This is a genomic window from Candidatus Abyssobacteria bacterium SURF_5 (assembly GCA_003598085.1).
Taxonomy (GTDB): domain Bacteria; phylum Abyssobacteria; class SURF-5; order SURF-5; family SURF-5; genus SURF-5.
This window is the reverse complement of sequence record QZKU01000052.1, coordinates 1-17,575: the sequence shown is the minus strand read 5'-3', so window position 1 is coordinate 17,575 and position 17,575 is coordinate 1. Positions and strand designations below refer to the sequence as shown.

The following is a 17,575-nucleotide window of genomic DNA, read 5'->3' as shown; positions in this document are numbered from 1 at the left end:
GACGCTTTCCAGATCCTTTGCCGTTCAGAAGGATGGAGATGGCCCGCGACGATCAGGGTCGGAACTCTGAGGGAGAAGGAACCGCCGGTCGCGATTCATTATTCATGTTCAGCAACTTTCGCCAGAACCGCGAGTTTCACCGGTCGAACCTTTCGATAAACGTCCTCCGGCGCCATCCTCTTGCCGTTGACCGTCAGCAAGTGGTTCATAACGGAAATGCCGAAAAGCCGTTCGTTCTCCTGGAGGTGCGGCAGGATGAGCTGCCAATCGGCCGCCGTCATGGGAGCGAATTCGCCGCCGTTAAGCTGCTCGTCCGCAACGAGCCGGTGCGGGTCGCGAACATAGATAGCGCCGCCCGACGCAAGTGAGAAAAGATTGGAGCCGGGATAGGGAAAAGGAAGATCGCGAAGGGAGCCCTCTTCATCGAATTCAACTGCATTCAGAACGACGAAACCGCCGCCGTTGAGTGCGTCGCCGGCCATGAAAGATTCAGCCAAATAATCCAAACAGGTGCCGTTTACAACCACGCGGGGCCTGCCGACGGCATTGATCAGGGGCCGCCCCGCCGCATTCCCCATGACGTAGATACTGCCGCCCTTCGCACCATACATGAAGGTCTGGCCGACGTCTCCATAAACAACCAGTTTTCCCTGCTTGATAATTTGAGCAAGCTGGTCCTGGCCGTCGCCGTGGATGTATATCTCCATTCCGTCAATGCCCGAGGCAACATAATCGCCCGTGCTGTCGTACAGGTCGATAATGACGCCTTGCGTTTCCGGTCCGAACCCGCAGCCGGAGAACCGCTCGCCTCTGAAGTTGTAGGCGATAAAGCGGCGCCACCCCAATCGGAAACCCGCGATCAGCAGGTGCGAATGGCAATCAGGGCCTTCCGGCGCAAAACCGGCTGCATCGATCACCAGTATCTGTTCGCTCTCGACTGGCGCTCGCAGTTGGTGGCGATTCTCCCACCCTATCAACCGGTACCGCGAAGATTGAGCCGATTCGATGGCGGGACAGCTTCGGAAAATCGAATGCAGCGAAAGGCGCACCAATTCGAGAACAGAGCTGCGCTTCTTCTTCCCTGTCGCGTACCGGCGATCGTTCAGCAGCGTCAAGGCGGCAATGATGACCGCGCGTTCCCTGTCTCCTTGTTCGGCTATCTCTGCCGACTCCTGAAGAACCCATGCAAGCGTATTGTATCGCCAGCGCGCGACGCTGTCGCTTATCCATGCAAACAGCCCGTCGGCGTCTTCCCGCTTCAGGAACGTCCGGATACGGCGCGAAAGCGCGTCTTGCGTTTTCGGGGCCGTGACTGCCTCGGCCCGGTCGCGATGCTTCTTTTCGGGGGACAGCGTCACCTCGATGCCGAACTTGTTCGCGCACGTCATTTTCTTGTTCTCGCCCGCGCCGGAAACCGTGAAAATGAATGCGCCTCCGTCGGTGTGACTACCGCCGCGCGCGTTCCAGTATTTGTCGGCAATCGGATGGAATCGAGGGTCCTCCTGCGCGAGCGAGTGAAGCGTCGCGTCGATTGCCTGTTTTTCCGAGCAGCACAACCCGATCGAGACTTCGCCCAACGTGAAGGCGAAAACCTGCGGTCGCAACATGGACGTATCGGTGATGCCGATCAGTTGAAATCGATTGTTCTCGACGTCGTTGCGCCCGATGATGAAGAACCACGGGCCGTCAGGAGAGCCATGCATGTGACAAGCTTGTACCTGTCGATAGATGCGCTGTTTTTCGGCGGGCAAGCGATTGAAATCAAGTTCGGTCGTCGGCGCCATCGCTTCGATGACGTACTCGAGCGGATACCGGTAGACGCGTTTCCAGAGGTCGAACAGCTGGATTGAGACCTCGGTGTCCGTCAAAAACAGGGGATACACGTTTCGCATTTTCAAGTATTCGCAGACTGAAACATAATTGGCGAAATCGCCATTATGCACGAGCGCCTCATGCATTCCCATGAACGGATGCGCTCCGCCTGGATGCCAGACGCGCCCCTTGGTCGGATACCGCTGGTGCGCGATCCAGCAGTGGGCCTTGAAGTCCTCCAGCAAATAGTATTGCGCCAGTTTCTCGGCATAGCCCACAATTTTGAGGATCATCATGTTGCGGCCGTGCGAGAGGACAAACGCCTTCTTCTCGCCCAGCGAAGCGTACAGGTTCTGATTCAACCTGAAACTATTCTGATAAACAAATTCGTCTTCGGCCTCAGTGCGACTCAACGAGTCGAGCGAGTGGTCGCGGATGTACCCATCGAGAACGGCGGGCTTAACGCGTGCGATGCAGCGCAGCACGTCGGGAGGGCGGACCTCGAGGCCTTCGATGTCGCGGTAGTTGTCCACCGTCGGCAGCATGCTCATCTGCGCCACGTCGAAATGAGGCAAAATGAATTCCTCTTCGACCGTTTTTCGCGCGTCCATATTCAGCAGTCCTATCTGAAGGATGTAATGTGAATCAAGGACGTCGCGCGTTATGCCAAGCTGTTCGGGCACAAAGCCGACGGCGGCGATGCCGCCGCCTTTGCCGTTGCCGCGGTTATGCATCTGGCAGGACGGCTCGTAAATATGTTTTCCGCCGACCGGTATGCTGCAGGCGAAGCCGACGACCCCGCAGCCGCCTTCTTCCGCTTCCTTGCGCGGCGCGCAGGCGGGCGCCGCTTGCAGCAGAGGCTCTCGCGACCGAATGATGAATTCGCTTTTCATGTCCATGGTCTGTTGGTTCTCTTATGGAAAGCGCACAAGGACATCGGTTCGTCCGACGAGTTCCTTGACGCTGCGCATTCCCAGCCGTTTGAGGATTCTTTTTAGCTCTCTTGCCCAGGCCAGATACAAGTTGCTCAGGCGCCGGCTCGCGTACTCGATGGAAACGAGTCGGACAAGCTCGGGATCAGTAGTGGCTATCCCGCGGGCGCACCCGCGGCCGCTCTCGCAATTGGCGCAGCGAATGCACTCCAGCGCGATCATTTCCGCCGTTCCCACGACGACTCCGTCGGCGCCGAGCGCAATCGATTTGGCGACGTCCCACGGGTTGCGAATGCCGCCGGATGCGATCAGCGCCACCCGCTCGCGCACGCCTTCGGCAACCAAGAACTTGTGGACCTTCGGAATGGCGTACTCGATCGGCATTGCGATGTTCTTCTTCGCGATATCCGGTGCGGCTCCCGTGCCGCCGTAACTGCCGTCGATGTGCAGAATGTGCGCGTCGGCATAGTAGCTGCCCATCGCTACCATATCGACGTCGGTCGGCGTCGATACCTTCACCGATATGAGCGAGCGCGGACTGATCGCCTTGATCCAATCCACGTGCTTCTTGTGGTCTTCAACCGAATAAACGGAGTGGAACGGGAACGGCGAGAACAGTGAATTTCCGGCCACCGCCTCGCGCATTTGCGCCACCTGCGGAGTCACTTTATCGCCGAGAAGATGGCCGCCGAGGCCGGGCTTTGCCCCCTGCGCATATTTGAATTCGATGATCTTCGATCGCTGGATAGTCTCCTCGCGTACTCCGAATAGTCCCGTCGCCACCTGAGTGATAATGTGGTTGGAGAAAGGCACGAGCGACTCCGGGTATCCGCCTTCGCCGGTGCACGTGAAGGTGTTCCACTCTTTGGCCGCCATGGCGCGTCCGATCATGGTGTTCTCGCTGATCGAGCCGAACGACATGCCGCCGCCGTATATCGGAATATCGATATGGACGGGATGAGCGTCGCCGCCGCGCCGGTTCAATTCGATGCCGAGATCGATGTCGTCCTCGCTGATGCCGTTATCCCTTCCGTCTGCAAAATCGAAGGCGAGCCGGTCGAAGCCGCCGCCGGAGAGTCCGAACTGATATTCTAAACCGCCTGGGGGGACATCGCCGGTCTCGGCCATCGCCCACGTCGCCAGGATCATATCGGCGGGCCAGCGCGCATCACCGATCACCTCGAACAGCGGATTGATTCCCATTGAAAGCGCCTGTTGTGGACATTGATCGATGCAGTAAAAACTGTTCTTCTGACACTCGAATCCGATGCACAGCCATTCGCGCGGCCTGAGCATGCGGTCGCCGCTTTGCACATGCACTCCGTATGGACACAGCTCGGCGCATTTGCCGCACGCAACGCACGCGGCGCTTCGAAACACTTTATACTTCGCAACGCGATTACGGAATCGCGAGGGCACATGTTTTGGCTCGCGGCAGCCCGTTTGCGAAATTTTATCCTGAGCTGCGAGCGTCTGTGGCGAGTCTGACATCGCCGAAAGCCTCCTTCTCCAAATCCTCGAAAAACATGGCACGGCCCACCTCTCCGCGCAGCCGCCGTATCTCCCGCAACCCCATGGCTCCGAGGACCTCAATGAGCTGGGAGTGCCACGAACACATCAGATTCCTCACGCGCAGCGCCGCCCATTCCGGCTCGATTGCATCGATCGAGACGGGGCAGCTCAGGCCGCGGGTGCATCGTTTGCACACCCGGCACTCGAGTGCGACCTGCAACACCAGGTCGATGCCGACGACATCGGCGCCGCAGATGATCGCCTTTGCCACGTGTTCGGCCATTCCAATCCCGCCGGAGGCGATAATGGTTACCTCATCGCGCAACGCCTTGTCGATCAGATTCAGGTGGATCTCTCGCAGCACCTCTTTCAGGAAGCGGGGACGCTGTTCGCCGGGCTCGTTTCCCTGCCAGTCCGCAACGACGTGGATCGCTTCGACGCCGGCGCGGGTAAGTTCCTCGATCCGCGGGCTTGTTCGTCTGTTAAGCGGCATCCTGATCGCGACAACCGCCGCGGGATTCAATTTCTTGATCGATTCCATGCGAGCCGGCGCGTCGGCCGCATCTTCAAACTCGATCATTCGAGAGCGGACGATAAGCTCTTTGGTTTTTTCCGAAATTATTCCGCAGGGATCGAGCAGGGGAATGATGTTCTCAAGTCGCGGAACAAGTTTCCAGTCCAGCGCGCTCTCCGGCACTACCAGCATTGTCTGCACCGTTTCGGCGGCGCGCAGATACGCCTCGCGCACGCTCTCATTCATTATGCCGAAAGGAAGCAGGTCGAAAATGAAGGGGGTGGGCAACTCGACGAGTGGCGGCGTCTCCGACACCAAATGTTTGCCCTCATCGAAAACCAGGCGGGAAACCTTCCTGCCGATGTCGACGCAGGTGTTGATGTATTCGCGCCCGTGGATGCCGTCCCGTGTCGGGCGCACGATTTCCGACATGTCCGTCCACATGGAATCGAAGCCTGGTCCGCTGAAAGGCCCACGATAGCCGGCGCCCGAGACAGGGATTTTCCCGGTAGTGGCTTGTTCCCAGAGGCTGGCGATCTGGTCCGGTTTCCAATGGGAATCCCCCAGAGCGTAAAAATCCGGATTCTTCATCTTGCTGATGATCTGGTTCTTGCAGCTCTGAATACAGCGCAGGCAGTTCTTGCACAAAGAGTCGATGGAGTCTGTAATCTGTTCCGGATCGAACCGGCGGTTCTTATAGACCTCATAGACGCAATCACGCTTGGCGCACTCGAGGCAGCCGAGACAGCCTTCCCGTTCCACCATCGCGTACTTGGGAACGGGAATGAATCTCGGCGGGGCCGCTTGCGCGCTTATGTGATACTTCTTCGGCATTCCTTTTCCCTCTCAGACGACCGGCCTGGGCAGCAGTCCCGCGCCTCCAACGACATCCCTCACAGCGGCTTCCCATTCAATTGCCTGGATGTGCACTCCGCGCACGCCTTCGATCCGGCGCACTTGTTCGATCAGTTCTGTGGCGATTCGTATGCCTTCGGCCCGCCGGTCGGCGGCCGCCTGCATCCGGTCGATCAGATGTTGGGGAACGATCACGCCGGGCACCGATTTGTTCATGTACGTAAGCATGGCGGCGCTTTTAGGAACAATGATGCCCGCCAGAATGGCGGCACGCTCGTGAAGACCTTTGTCGCGCGCCTTGCGCATTGCCTCCGCAAATTGCTCGATGTCGTAGACCGCTTGCGTTTGAATAAAGTCTGCACCCGCTCGAATCTTTTTTGCCAGTCGGGTAGTGCGAATCTGGATCGGATCGCCGAGCGGCGTCCAGGCGGCGCCGATGAACAGCGGAACAGGTCCGTCAAGAGCGTCGCCTCCCTGCTGGCGGGAATCGTCGCGAAGCTGTTTGAGTATTCCAACAAGTTGGATCGAATCCACATCATATACGTTTTTGGCGCCGGGATGGCCTTTGAGTTTTCCGGCGGCCCCGAACGACTGGTGGTCCCCTGCGATACACAGGCAGTTGTGGATTCCATGACCGGCCGCGCCGAGGATATCGCTCTGGATCGCGATCCGGTTGCGGTCGCGACAAGTCATCTGCATGACCGGCTCGAGACCCTCCCGCACGAGCAGGATCGACGTCGCAATGCTGCTCATGCGGACGACCGCGGTTTGGCAATCGGTGACGTTATACGCGTCGGCTGTCCCGCGCAGCAACTCGATCTTTTTGCGAACCGGCTCCATGTTGCAGCCCATGGGCGGCCCCAGTTCAGCCGTTACCGCGAAGTGGCCGGCTGCCAAAACTTTTTCAAGGTTACTCCCGCTCTTCATCTCTGTATTCCTTCTTGACGACTTTCCGCGGTCCGCCGTCGCGAGAGGCGGCCCAATTCTTCGGGGGAATGTTAACTTCGAGCCGGTCAAGTTGCCCAAGAGCCGTCAGGCGCTCGACAATAAGATGCCATCCGCAATCGACGTCCTCGGAAACCTCGCATTTCCCGCCTTTGGAGCCGCCGCATGGCCCATTCAGCAGGCTCTTGGAACAACGGGCGACCGGACAAATGCCGCCGGTCAGATGCAGCGTGCAGTCTCCGCATGCGGCGCAGCGCTCGCTCCACACTCCTTCAGCCTCGCGGAGGCCGAGGAATTTTGTGTTGACGCCGGGACAAATCGGTTTGTTCGGGAAACGCTCGGCCATCGCCTGGACGCCGACGCCGCAGGCAGTCGAAAGCACGAGGGTGACTCTGTCCACTTTTTCCCGCGCCTTTTCAATGAATTCCCGCTCGCATTGGCGTTCCACGGTCACCTCGAGGACTTCAAGTTGTTTGCCTCTCTGTGCGGCCGCAATCCGGAGCGCGGAAGCGAGGATGCCGACTTCCCGCTCGCCGCCCGCCATGCAGTCGGCTACGCATGTGGCGCAGCCCGCAATCAGCACGGAATCGACGTCGCCAATTATTGAAAGGATTTCTTCGATCGGTTTACGTTCGGCTATTATCATCTGACCCTGTTCCCTTTTGCCGGGTTCGGCCCCAGCTTTTCCACGCGGCCGCTTAATTCCTGCAGTGCGTCGAGGAGGTCCTGTCGATTGTTGGCGCCGCTCTGCCTGATCATCACCCGGCAATTTCCGAGGCCGACCTCTTCAAGAACGGCATTTGCTTCTCGCACGCGAGCAGCCGCTCTGCGGCTGCCTTCGAGCGAGCGGCATCCGTTTTCAGGACAGGCGAGAACAAGCACGGCGTCAGCCTGTTTTTCAAAGAGGCGGATAATGGAAAGCGTTGTGAGTTTTGCCGAACAGGGGAGTTGCCTCAGGCGGATGTATTGCCCGTTAATGCTATCTGGCGTGAATGGAGGGCGCCAATCTTGCGGAATGCGATTTTGGCAGGCAAAGATAACGATATCCACTGAATCCTTCCTTCTTTATTCATAGCAGGCTTTCATGCAGGTTTGGTTTTTCTCGTCCCGCATAGTCACTGCAAAACACAAGCAAAGTCTAGCAGATTCAAAGGGTTATTTCAAGCAGAAATCTTCCGCTTATCCGGCAATTTGTTCATCCGGAAATTTTCTTCCGGAACGAGATTTGAGCCATTATCGCCTGCAATCGGCCCTGGGCTAAATAAAGGCTTTTTGCGCCGCCCGATCAATGCAAGACGAGAATGACCGGCAAAACTGCCGTTCGCAAAAACAGCTGCGGCGCTCATCGAATGAGCGCCGCAAACCGAGAGAGGAAAAAATTCCGCAGATCAGCGGGGCCGCAGACCTCAGGCGTCGATAATCTCCATCGCCTCCTGCCGGTACGCGTCCATGATATAGGGGATGCCTGTTACCCTGGTGCATTCTTCGGTGAGAGAGGCCAGATCCTGGCGCTTGATCAACTCAACCTTCCACTTGCGCGCCCCCGCCATCAGTTGTTGCAGGCCCACTCGTATTTTTTCGGTTGTGCTATAAATTCCGATTGCGCCAAGCGGCATTTTATCGGCTTCGGCCCCGTACTTCGCCTTAATTTCTTCGTAACAGACAAAGATCTCTTCTTTCGTCTTCCCGTACTTCGATACGGTCTTGGGCAGTTCTCCATTGGATCCATTGAGCCAGGCGGCGATATTTTTGCCGACCATGCCGGGGATCATCAGCGCGCGGCCCATACAGACTGCCTTCGTGAAAGGCGCGCCCAGGGCGATCGCTTTGAAGACGTGGTCTTCGGCGCTGAATCCGCCGGCAAAGGCGATATCAGGCACGAATTTTCCTTTGTCCCTGAGTTTGCAGCACAGATTGTAGGCCATCGAATGCAGGTAGATTGAAGGCACGCCCCATTCGGCCATCATGCGCCACGGGCTCATGCCGGTCCCGCCCGGCGCTCCGTCAATCGTGAGCAGATCGATGCGGGCATCGGACGACCAGCGAATCGCCATGGCGAGCTCGCGCATCGGATAGGCCCCGGTTTTCAGCGTTACCCGTTTTGCGCCAAGTTTGCGCAACCGTTCGACTTCCTTCATGAAGCCGTCGTAGTCGATGAAGCCGAGGCGCGAGTGGCGCTCGAACTGCTTGATGGCGCCGTCCCTGAAGGCCGCCTGATTGGCCGGGTTCTCGGGATCTGGCGTTACGATGTAGCCGCGCTTCTTCAGTTCGATGGCGCGCTCGAGCGAATCGACTTTGATCTCGCCCCCGATGCATTTTGCGCCCTGGCCCCACTTGAGTTCGATGGTCTCGACGCCGAGCTTGTCGACCACGTATTCGGCTACTCCGAACCGCGTATCTTCAACATTCAGTTGTACGAGGATGTCTCCGTATCCCTCATGATACCGCCGATAGGCTTCCACCCGCCGGCGCATATCGGGCGCTTCCTTTACCTTTCCGCGGGAATCGAGCTCGAGCTTCGGATCAATGCCGCAGACGTTCTCACCGCAAACAAGGCTGATACCGCTGATGGCCGCGCCCACGGCAAAATGCTCCCAGTTCTTGCGAGCGATCTCGGTGCTGCCGAGCGCGCCGGTGAAAATAGGGGCCTTCATCTTTACCTTGTGAGTGGTGCCGAATTGCGTTTCCGTATTGACGGTCGGAAACGTGGCGTGGTCGGAGTCGCCCAGAGTACCCTCGGCCCCGAAGGCATAGCCCATGATGTTCAGGTGCGAATAATCGACCGGGTAATCTTTATCGGCGCCCGCGGTTACCTCCCCGAAGGGACCGGGATACAGCAGCTCTCTTCCCCGGAAAGTGGAAGTGAAAAGGTCGCACCCGCCCTTGCAACCGTCTATGCAGCGGCTGCAAATACCGGACTGAGGTGAAACATGCCGCGAGCGGTTGCTCGTCTGCAGCGCCTCATTGGCATTTGGACGATGTAGATTCATACGTTACTCTCCTTTAGGACTTTCGGTCAAAAGTTGCCGCACCTGAAACTTCGTTCCTGCCCGCAGACACCTTGCCTGCTCCATCAGACGGACTCTCATCACCTTCCCATGCGCAGGATCGAGTGTCGCAACCGAACTGGCAAATCATTGCCTAATAATATCACACTCCAGATGTAATGTCAATGAGAATCTCCCCTGAAATGGCAGGTTTTTTAGTAAAGAAGGACTCTATTCGTTGGCAAATTTGCCGCTTATGTTCCGGCAAAAAAGATTTCCGTTCCGGCAATCCCGAATATACTGCGAGCGCTCATCGCAAAAAAAATTCCAAGATTCCAAAGGAAATCCCGCTCTGTTCTCGGAAAAAGCCAAGCTGCTGCCACGTGAATTGCGGCAAAATTGCCAATTTCGGCTTGCAATGTGGCAGGACTTCTGGTAGAATGCGGATTATGAGTGAAAAGACCGAAAAGAAGCGGCTTGCAATTCTGCGCATTCTTCAGGAAGCCGGCCGGCCCGTAGGCAGCTCCCGGATCACGGAGCGGCTCATTGCCGCCGGCAATGAGATCACCGAGCGAACGGTCCGGTTTTATCTGCAAGCGATGGATGAGGAAGGGCTGACCGAGAATCTGGGGCGAAGAGGCCGGTTGATAACGCAGAAGGGAATGGAGGAGATCTCCAGCGCCCGCATTATTGAACGAGTGGGATTTCTCGCTGCAAAAATAGATCAGATGACGTACCGAATGAACTTCGACCTGAAGACTCGTTCCGGCACTGTGGTTGTGAATGCCAGCATCATTGAGCAGTCGCAGTTGAAAAAGGCTGCGCCGCTGGTGAAGCGGGTTTTCAGCCACGGATACGCGATGGGACGCCTGGTGACGCTCTTTGCGCCGCAGCAGCGCGTGGGCGAGCTGATTGTTCCCGAGGGAATGGTCGGGATCGGGACAGTGTGCTCGGTTACACTGAATGGAGTACTGCTATCGAACGGGATCCCTACTTATTCTCGATTCGGCGGGTTACTGGAATTACATGATTATAAGCCCAGCCGTTTCGTCGAGGTCATATACTACAATGGGACAACGCTCGATCCCCTGGAGGTTTTCATCCGGAGCGGCATGACCGATTATCTCGGCGCCACGAAAAATGGCAATGGCCGCATCGGCGCCAGTTTCAGGGAGGTTCCCGCCGAAAGCAGGGAGCGTGTGGTGTATCTGGCCCAACAACTGGAGGAAGTTGGGTTGGGTGGGTTTATGTCCATTGGATGGCCCGGTCAGCCGCTGCTCGAGATTCCGGTGAATCAGGGACAGGTGGGGGCAATTGTGATCGGCGGACTCAATCCGGCCGCCATTCTTGAGGAAGTGGGGATGCGGACTCATTCGCGTGCGCTGGCGGCTCTGGCTGATTACGAACAATTCTTCCCGTTTGAGGAGCTTGACGAGCACTGCCGGAATTTCTAAGCCCAGAAAATTTTTAAATAAATTTTCGTTAACTTTCTCTCCGTTCCTTATTCAAAATATTCTCTACATTTTTGTTTAACGTCAATCAAATGAACCTGTTCCGGCTCAGGTGAAGCGTTTTATCTTTTCCCATGGGTTATTTATGAGTTATTGACGAACCAAAAAAGGTGTGATAAACTTCTTGTTCACGGAAATGTCATGAATGGCCGAAAAAAAGGAGGTGATGCAAGGGAAAGTACTATGCAGGAGAAGCGAGCCGTATCAAGATCAGCAGAACAGCGGAATTGACTTTTACATTAGAGCGAAACCTGAGCGAGGTAATCATGAAAAAGGCGGCAATAGCACTGTTTTTGACACTATGTCTGACGATGTTCGCGTTTACAGCGGCTGAAGCGCTTGTCTGTGACCTGGGAGCCAAGACGTTCACCATGTGTGACAATTTCGGCGGAGTTTGGAACATAACGCTTGATAAGGGTGAAATCAGAGGCACGCGCGACGTGGCCGACCCCGGGGTGAACTGTGGTCTATTACCCGTATACGGCACAATCTGCTGTCCGCAAAATAAGATTCGGCTGACGGTTCTTGATACCCCTGAAGACTGTTGCATATCGACATTCTGGGAAGGCCAGTTCACTTCTCCCGAACTCGATATCATTGAAGGGGTTGTTATCAACGAAAAAGGAGACGTTTTCGAGTTTACGCTCTTTAATTGCGACTCGACACCCGAGCAGATTTCGGCTCCCGATCCTGCCCTGCCTTGAGGATCTCGGAATTTGTTTTTAGTTTTGCTCCCCATCACCCCCCTGAAAAGTGGGCGAATGTGTGGTGAATTTACGGTAAGAGACCACAAAGACCCGAGCATCAGGGGGAAATGGTATGATTTATGCTCATTTATGCCTTCAAATCGAGGAGTGGAAGTCGCAGAGGCAACACGTAAAGACATTAGTACATGAATTATGAGGTAAATAGCGGATATTGCAATATTTGCGATAAAGTAGTGCCCGCAAGCTATGAATCGCGCGACGGAAAGATGTACCTCAGAAAAGAATGCGCGCGTTGCGGAGTCACCGAGACGTTGCTTTCCTCCGATATCGAGCGCTATCAGAAAAAGCAGGAATTCGGTAAAGGCACATTTCCGCCTTCGGAGCCGCGAGTTGTCGTCGTCGAGGTGACGAACACCTGCAATCTGAGCTGTCCCACCTGTATGTCCAACATGGGCAGGGAGAGCGCGAAGTTCGATCCTCCTCTCGAGTATTTTGATCGATTGTTCCGATCGCTTTCCCAGAGGAAGCCGCCGCCCCACATTGAATTATTCGGCGGCGAGCCGACGACACGCGACGATTTGCCCGCTATTATTGCGCTCGGCTTCCAGTACGGTCTCCACGTCTGTGTATGCACCAACGGCGTCCGGCTTGCGGATGAGGAGTATTGTCGGCAGCTCTTATCCACGGGAGCCGGAATCCATTTCCAGTTCGACGGAATGGATTCCTGCACCTACCGGTTGCTGCGAGGAAACGAGGACCTTCTCGAGAAGAAGCTGACCGCGCTTGGCAACACCAGCAAGTATGTCCAGACGCCGATCTCGATTTTCTGCACCCTTGCCAGGGGAATCAATGACAAAGCCCTGACGGACATTATCGAATTCTGCCGGCAAAGGAGAAAAGTGGTAGGCGCCCTTTACCTGATTCCTTTGGCGCGGACATGGGATAACGGAGAGGTGCAGTTCGCTTGGCGCGAGGAAGAACGCCTAACCGTGGAGGACGTGGAAAATCTGGTGGCTGAAAAGTTCAGCGGGATAGAATTTTTGCCTGCCGGCTCTATGGATGTTCCCGTTCCGTTTCGCGAACTTCTGAGGCCGTTCGCGGCTTTTCGGGGGGCAAGCCCGAGTTGCGAGAGCATTGCTTTTCTCATCTCAACAGAGAACGGATATGTGCCGGCATCCGAATTTCTGAAAACCTCCTTTTACGAGTTGGCGGAGGACCTGAAAAAGAAAGCTTCGCGCAATAATTCAGACGACCCGAAAAAGAAGGATGATGAGTCTGCCCGGACTTTTTGGGGGAAAATTCTTATCAGCTTGTGGTATGGATCGCTGATTCGCAAGCATGTGAAACTGGACAGGGTGTTCTCCGAGAAGGGCTTGAAAAAGTATCTCGGGATGCTTCGCCTTGTGCTGAATATCCGATCAAGGGAAAAACGGCGGCGGATATTCGAAGAGATCACCGGAAAGAAATCGATTTTTCGCCTGGTTGTGCTGCCGTATCAGGACCGTTTTCAGCACCAGTCGCAGTGCGTGGAACGCTGTCCGGTCGCCGTCGGCTTCCTGGATCCGGAAAACGATTCGGTACGGACAATCCCGCTGTGCTCGTGGAGGCGCCACCGATCGGAAATTCTTTCAAAGATGTCCCGCCCCGGCGCCTGAAAAAACCGCTGAAGGAGCAATCCGCCTCGCCTCGTTCCGCAGAGTGAACTAAAAGAGAGGCCGTGTGCCTAGTCCTGGGCGCCTTTGTCGGGTATACCGTTGTGCCGATCCTCTTTGCGGCGCTACCGCGGCACGCGAAACTTCTTCGGATTGGATGCCTTGATCAGTACTGCTGGAACAACCTGCCCCATTTCGTTCGCAGCGCTTCGTTTACCCGCCTCTTTCCGATCAGCGGATACCAGAACCCGTCGTGATACAGGCGCGAAGCGACATACGACCACGGCACCAGCGGGGTGCGCAGGAGCAGGTTCTCCAGCGGCTTGAGCGGTCCGTGGTAGATGGCTTTCTGGCCTCGGCTGGCAAAGGTGTCTTTCCGGCCTTCGAAACGCCAGTTGATTGCCGATATATCCTCGCCCACAATTTCCATCTCGTCCACAATTCCGCAGCCGAGGCCGCGCTCGTGCGCGATTCGAATGAAGTCAAGGCTCATGGGATCGAACCCCATCATTTTCGCCGCAACCGCATCGATTGCTACCTGGTCGGCGCTGGCAAGAATATAATCTTTCACGTGAGGGCGCATACAGCGCGGGCCGGGGCCGTCGCCGGCGAATGTTCCATCCATCACTGCGAAAATGCCTGAATGAATTTCCTGTTGGATTGTGAGCAGGTCGACGAGGGTCTCGTGGATCACGCTGTGCGTCCAGTGACGGCGTTCTTGGAGCAGGCCGCCGAAGGCGTTCTTCATTGCGCCCGTCATGGTGGTGAAGACGTGCGTCTTCATGGTGGGCAGATGCAGGATATTCTCGCCGATGAAGCGTTTCGGGATGTAGATGCCGTTGGGAAAAATTCCGGGGAGCACCAGCAATTTTCTCTCCGGCTCGTATTTTATCCACTCCTCGTTCTCATACAGATGGATGTTCCTCAGGCCGTATTTGTCAACCACGACCTGCCGCTGTTTGTTATTTACTTCTCCGACCTTCGCGTCGACGACGACGGTTCGATTATGGCAGCCGTGAATAAGCGAAGGCTTGTAGCCGTCATCGAGCATCGTCTTGATAACGCCGTCGAGCTGCCACGGCAGAGTCGAGCAGGCAGGATAGAAAACGTGCCAGGATATATTTATCTTAAGGGCGGTGTCCCTATCCTTCGGCAAATACTTTTCATAATCCGCCAAACGCATCAGGCGGCCGTAATCCTCGATTACGGTTTCGGGCGCCGTCTTCAGCACCGCGACCTTCGACTTCCGGGCCGCCGGCTTGCCGTTTGTATCGGGTTGAGGGGAAATGCGAACAGAACCCATGTAAAAACTCCTTTTAGATCAACTGATGAGAAACTGCCTGTAGAGGATGATACTGCAGGCGATAAACCAGAGGAATATATCCACCATCAACGCCCGATCGGTCAACAGCACCCGCGTGGGACTTCCGCCCTGTTCCTTGTGATAAGCCAGGTACAGGTAGCGAAAAACTCCGTAGAGAACGAACGGGACAGTGTAGATCAGGTTGTGGGTCTGGAAACGCTGGTATTCCAGCGATTCACTCGAAACGGTAAACATGGCGTAGGAGATAACGGTGGAAGTAGTGACGATCGCGATCATCTGATCCAAGAAATAGGGGCTGTACTCGGCAAGCGATCTGCGGTGCCTGGATGCTTCATTATCGAGCAGGAGCAACTCATGCCTCCGCTTGCTGAGCGCAAGGAAAAGGGACAGAAACAATATGCAGATCAGAAACCAAGCCGAGATGGCATTATGGATGACGACGCCGCCCGCCAGCGCGCGCAAGACGAAACCGAGCGCAATGGCAAACACATCGAGGATGACTACGTGCTTAAGGTAAAACGTATACGAAACGACGAGCGTGTAATACGCAAGGGCAACCAGACCGAAGCCGACGCCCAGGACAAACGAGCCGCCAAGGCCGATCACGCTCAGCAAAATCGCGCTCTTGATGGCGAACAGAGGCGGAACCGCACCCGAAGCAAGCGGTCTCTTGCACTTGGTCGGGTGCAGGCGATCGTTCTCCAGGTCGGCATAATCGTTGATAATGTAAACTGTCCCGGACAGAATACAAAAAAGAAAGAAAGCGAGCAGGGTCCGGAGCAGGAGGGCGGCATTGAACAGATTCAGCGAGAAAACGAGGACGGCAAAGATAATAAGATTTTTCACCCACTGAGTGGGCCGCATGCTTTGCACCAGACCAACCCAGCGGCTGTGCGATTCTGCAATCGTCACGTTTTCCAGTTTTGCCTCCACTGTCTTCCTTTTATTTCTTGTTTCTGCCGATATCAGTGGTTACTATCAGAATATATTTGATGAAAATCAAAGTCAAGCCGCAGGCGTTCAGGGAATCACTTTGTAGACCGCGACAGGTGCGCCGGCCCAGGAAACCGCGGGCTCGTCAATAACGGCTACCCGCACGAGGCGCTCTCGCGGCTCCCAGCCGGTCCCGTAGAATTCGCGGTAATCCTTCAGAATGGAATAGTCGGAGTCTATGAGGTAGGCTATGTTTCGCTCGCGGATGTACTCCCACAACCGCCGCTCCTTCAGATACGGAACGACGGAATTGTTAGCCAGTCCGTCCAGATTGACCACTGTTCTCTCGCTCATGTAGCCGATGATGCCGGAGTTGAAGCTCCCGATCAATATATCATCGGCGAGGTTGCGCTTTGCCCAGTCCGCAGCCATGAGCTGCTCGATCTGCCAGGGGTACATCCCATTCCTCCAGCCGGTCCACCCGTTCAGCAGGTAGCCGGAGAGAACAATCCCTGCCAGAAAAGCGGCGGCAATACGACCGCGGCCTTTCAGCGCAATTTTTGAGAAATCGACTGAACCGAAGAGGATGCCGAGAAAAATCGATGCAATTGTCGCAGCAGGAATGAAGTACCACGATTTCAGTGTTCCCCTCGCCAGCGAATGCGCAAGAGTGAGTGCAATGAATCCGATGAGAGCGACAGATGCCAGCCGCAGTGATTTCCATACCCGCTGCGCTCTTGGATCATCGAGTTGGACGAGCCCCAACCCCAGGCCAGCCAAAATTCCCATCAATCCTCCCCATGCGAACACGTCCGTTGGGATCGTCCACACGAACAACTTGATGGTATTCGCCAGAGAAGTGAGGAAAATCTGGTGGCTCGCTACGCCGGCCGCCCGCAGGTTGCCTCGCGTGATAATGCTGTAGGCGCTGCCACTGGATTGCTCGATCGTGCCGAACGTATGCAGGTTCCACAGCAGCCATGGCGCGACAACCGCGGCGCAAACGGCGCCTGACGCCGCGATAGCCGCAGGTCGGCGGATGGCGCGCCTGAAAAACAGCAGATGTATATATGTGACTGCGACCAGGATAGCGTTATCCGTTCGCGTGAGAATGAGCAATCCCGATAAGAAGCCGAGCAACAGAAGGTTTCGGCCGGAGATCTTCTCCTCGTGGAGCATGGTCAGGTAAAACCAGAAATAGAAGGCAAACAGAAAGAGATTAAGGCCGGTCTCCAGCCCGTTGACTGAATGGAAAATCACCGATGGATTGAGCAGGTAAACGGCCGCCCCCGCTACACCGGCGCTTTTATTTTCCGTCAATGTGCTGATAAGCCGGTAAATGAGGTATCCGGCGCCGACGTCCAGGAGACCCTCGAGCGCGAGCGCCGCATGGATCGGAGCGGTCAACCCGCCAAAAACGTAATGAATGGGAACGAGCAAAAGGAACCACAGCGGATGAAACCCATTTGCCGGCATGGTTCCATCAAAGGTTACGCCGCCCCCCGCAGCCGCGTTCTTTGCCAATTGAAAATAGTAAAATGAATCATCCGAGAGCACTTTCGTGATCAGCGTTTGGATATCACAAAACGCGACCGCGAGGCGAAGCGTCGCTGCGATGCTCAGGAGGATTACCAGGAAAATGGTCGGTCGGGAGAAAACGGCTGTTTCTTGTTGGGCCACTGGAAGTTATAGTTCTTTACCTTCATGATGCACCGGCGCTCTTCGGCCGGAGCAATTCTGAATTCAAATCTATCAGATCGCGCACGCGAGTGTCAAGTGAATGAGGCGAAAAACAGCGATTCCGCAACCCGACATTCGGAAGTGAGTGAAAGGGCACAAAGACAGGGTTTTTATGGTGAAAGAGGAATAGAGCAATGTCGCAGAGGGTATT

The 17,575-nt window shown here is 55.9% G+C and carries 16 protein-coding genes; 4 read left to right on the top strand and 12 right to left on the bottom strand.

The annotated features are described in order from the left end of the window. Positions 1-98 precede the first annotated feature (98 nt). The 8 genes from C4520_07100 to C4520_07065 all read right to left on the bottom strand — a co-directional run bounded on the left by C4520_07100 (position 99) and on the right by C4520_07065 (position 9,560). A complete protein-coding gene (locus tag C4520_07100) occupies positions 99-2,711 on the bottom strand; it encodes a glutamate synthase (protein RJP23007.1) in 2,613 nt (870 codons plus the stop codon). Between the two features lie 15 nt (positions 2,712-2,726). Further along, positions 2,727-4,235: an FMN-binding glutamate synthase family protein gene (locus C4520_07095; GenBank protein RJP23006.1), complete on the bottom strand. Its 1,509-nt coding sequence runs from the start codon at positions 4,233-4,235 to the stop codon at positions 2,727-2,729. Then, complete coding sequence (locus C4520_07090; protein RJP23005.1) at positions 4,198-5,604, bottom strand: hypothetical protein; 1,407 nt, start codon at positions 5,602-5,604, stop codon at positions 4,198-4,200. The genes C4520_07095 and C4520_07090 overlap by 38 nt, the downstream gene beginning before the upstream one ends. Before the next feature lie 12 nt (positions 5,605-5,616). Continuing rightward, a complete protein-coding gene (locus C4520_07085) occupies positions 5,617-6,552 on the bottom strand; it encodes a methylenetetrahydrofolate reductase (GenBank protein RJP23004.1) in 936 nt (311 codons plus the stop codon). After that, complete coding sequence (locus C4520_07080) at positions 6,536-7,216, bottom strand: hypothetical protein (GenBank protein ID RJP23003.1); 681 nt, start codon at positions 7,214-7,216, stop codon at positions 6,536-6,538. Before C4520_07080 ends, C4520_07085 begins: the two co-directional genes overlap by 17 nt. Further along, a complete protein-coding gene (locus tag C4520_07075; protein RJP23002.1) occupies positions 7,213-7,620 on the bottom strand; it encodes a hydrogenase iron-sulfur subunit in 408 nt (135 codons plus the stop codon). Before C4520_07075 ends, C4520_07080 begins: the two co-directional genes overlap by 4 nt. 110 nt (positions 7,621-7,730) lie before the next feature. Next, entirely contained in the window at positions 7,731-7,916 is a 186-nt protein-coding gene (locus C4520_07070; GenBank protein RJP23001.1) for a hypothetical protein, read from the bottom strand. A gap of 60 nt (positions 7,917-7,976) precedes the next feature. Then, positions 7,977-9,560, bottom strand: coding sequence for an FMN-binding glutamate synthase family protein (locus tag C4520_07065; protein RJP23000.1), 1,584 nt, complete (start codon positions 9,558-9,560; stop codon positions 7,977-7,979). Positions 9,561-10,006: 446 nt separating this feature from the next. Between C4520_07065 and C4520_07060 the strand changes: the two genes are divergently transcribed. The 4 genes from C4520_07060 to C4520_07045 all read left to right on the top strand — a co-directional run bounded on the left by C4520_07060 (position 10,007) and on the right by C4520_07045 (position 13,430). Then, positions 10,007-11,011 carry a DUF128 domain-containing protein gene (locus C4520_07060; protein ID RJP22999.1) on the top strand — a complete coding sequence of 335 codons (1,005 nt, stop codon included), beginning with the start codon at positions 10,007-10,009 and terminating at the stop codon, positions 11,009-11,011. A 202-nt stretch (positions 11,012-11,213) separates the two neighbouring features. Next, entirely contained in the window at positions 11,214-11,402 is a 189-nt protein-coding gene (locus tag C4520_07055; protein RJP22998.1) for a hypothetical protein, read from the top strand. After that, on the top strand, positions 11,380-11,772 hold the full coding sequence (locus tag C4520_07050; GenBank protein RJP22997.1) for a hypothetical protein: 393 nt from the start codon (positions 11,380-11,382) through the stop codon (positions 11,770-11,772). Before C4520_07055 ends, C4520_07050 begins: the two co-directional genes overlap by 23 nt. Positions 11,773-11,960: 188 nt before the next feature. After that, the gene (locus C4520_07045) at positions 11,961-13,430 is read left to right on the top strand and encodes a radical SAM protein (GenBank protein RJP22996.1); all 1,470 of its coding nucleotides are present in this window, start codon (positions 11,961-11,963) and stop codon (positions 13,428-13,430) included. Between the two features lie 163 nt (positions 13,431-13,593). Here C4520_07045 and C4520_07040 read toward each other — a convergent pair whose 3' ends face one another. The 4 genes from C4520_07040 to C4520_07025 form a co-directional block, all read right to left on the bottom strand. Beyond that, positions 13,594-14,730 (bottom strand): DUF362 domain-containing protein, encoded by a 1,137-nt coding sequence (locus C4520_07040; protein ID RJP22995.1) that lies wholly within the window; start codon positions 14,728-14,730, stop codon positions 13,594-13,596. Between the two features lie 18 nt (positions 14,731-14,748). Next, positions 14,749-15,615, bottom strand: coding sequence for a decaprenyl-phosphate phosphoribosyltransferase (locus C4520_07035; GenBank protein ID RJP23022.1), 867 nt, complete (start codon positions 15,613-15,615; stop codon positions 14,749-14,751). Positions 15,616-15,771: 156 nt separating this feature from the next. Beyond that, the gene (locus C4520_07030; GenBank protein RJP22994.1) at positions 15,772-17,364 is read right to left on the bottom strand and encodes a hypothetical protein; all 1,593 of its coding nucleotides are present in this window, start codon (positions 17,362-17,364) and stop codon (positions 15,772-15,774) included. Positions 17,365-17,386: 22 nt separating this feature from the next. Continuing rightward, positions 17,387-17,575 (bottom strand): hypothetical protein (locus C4520_07025; GenBank protein ID RJP22993.1); only part of this gene is annotated, 189 nt, incomplete at its 5' end.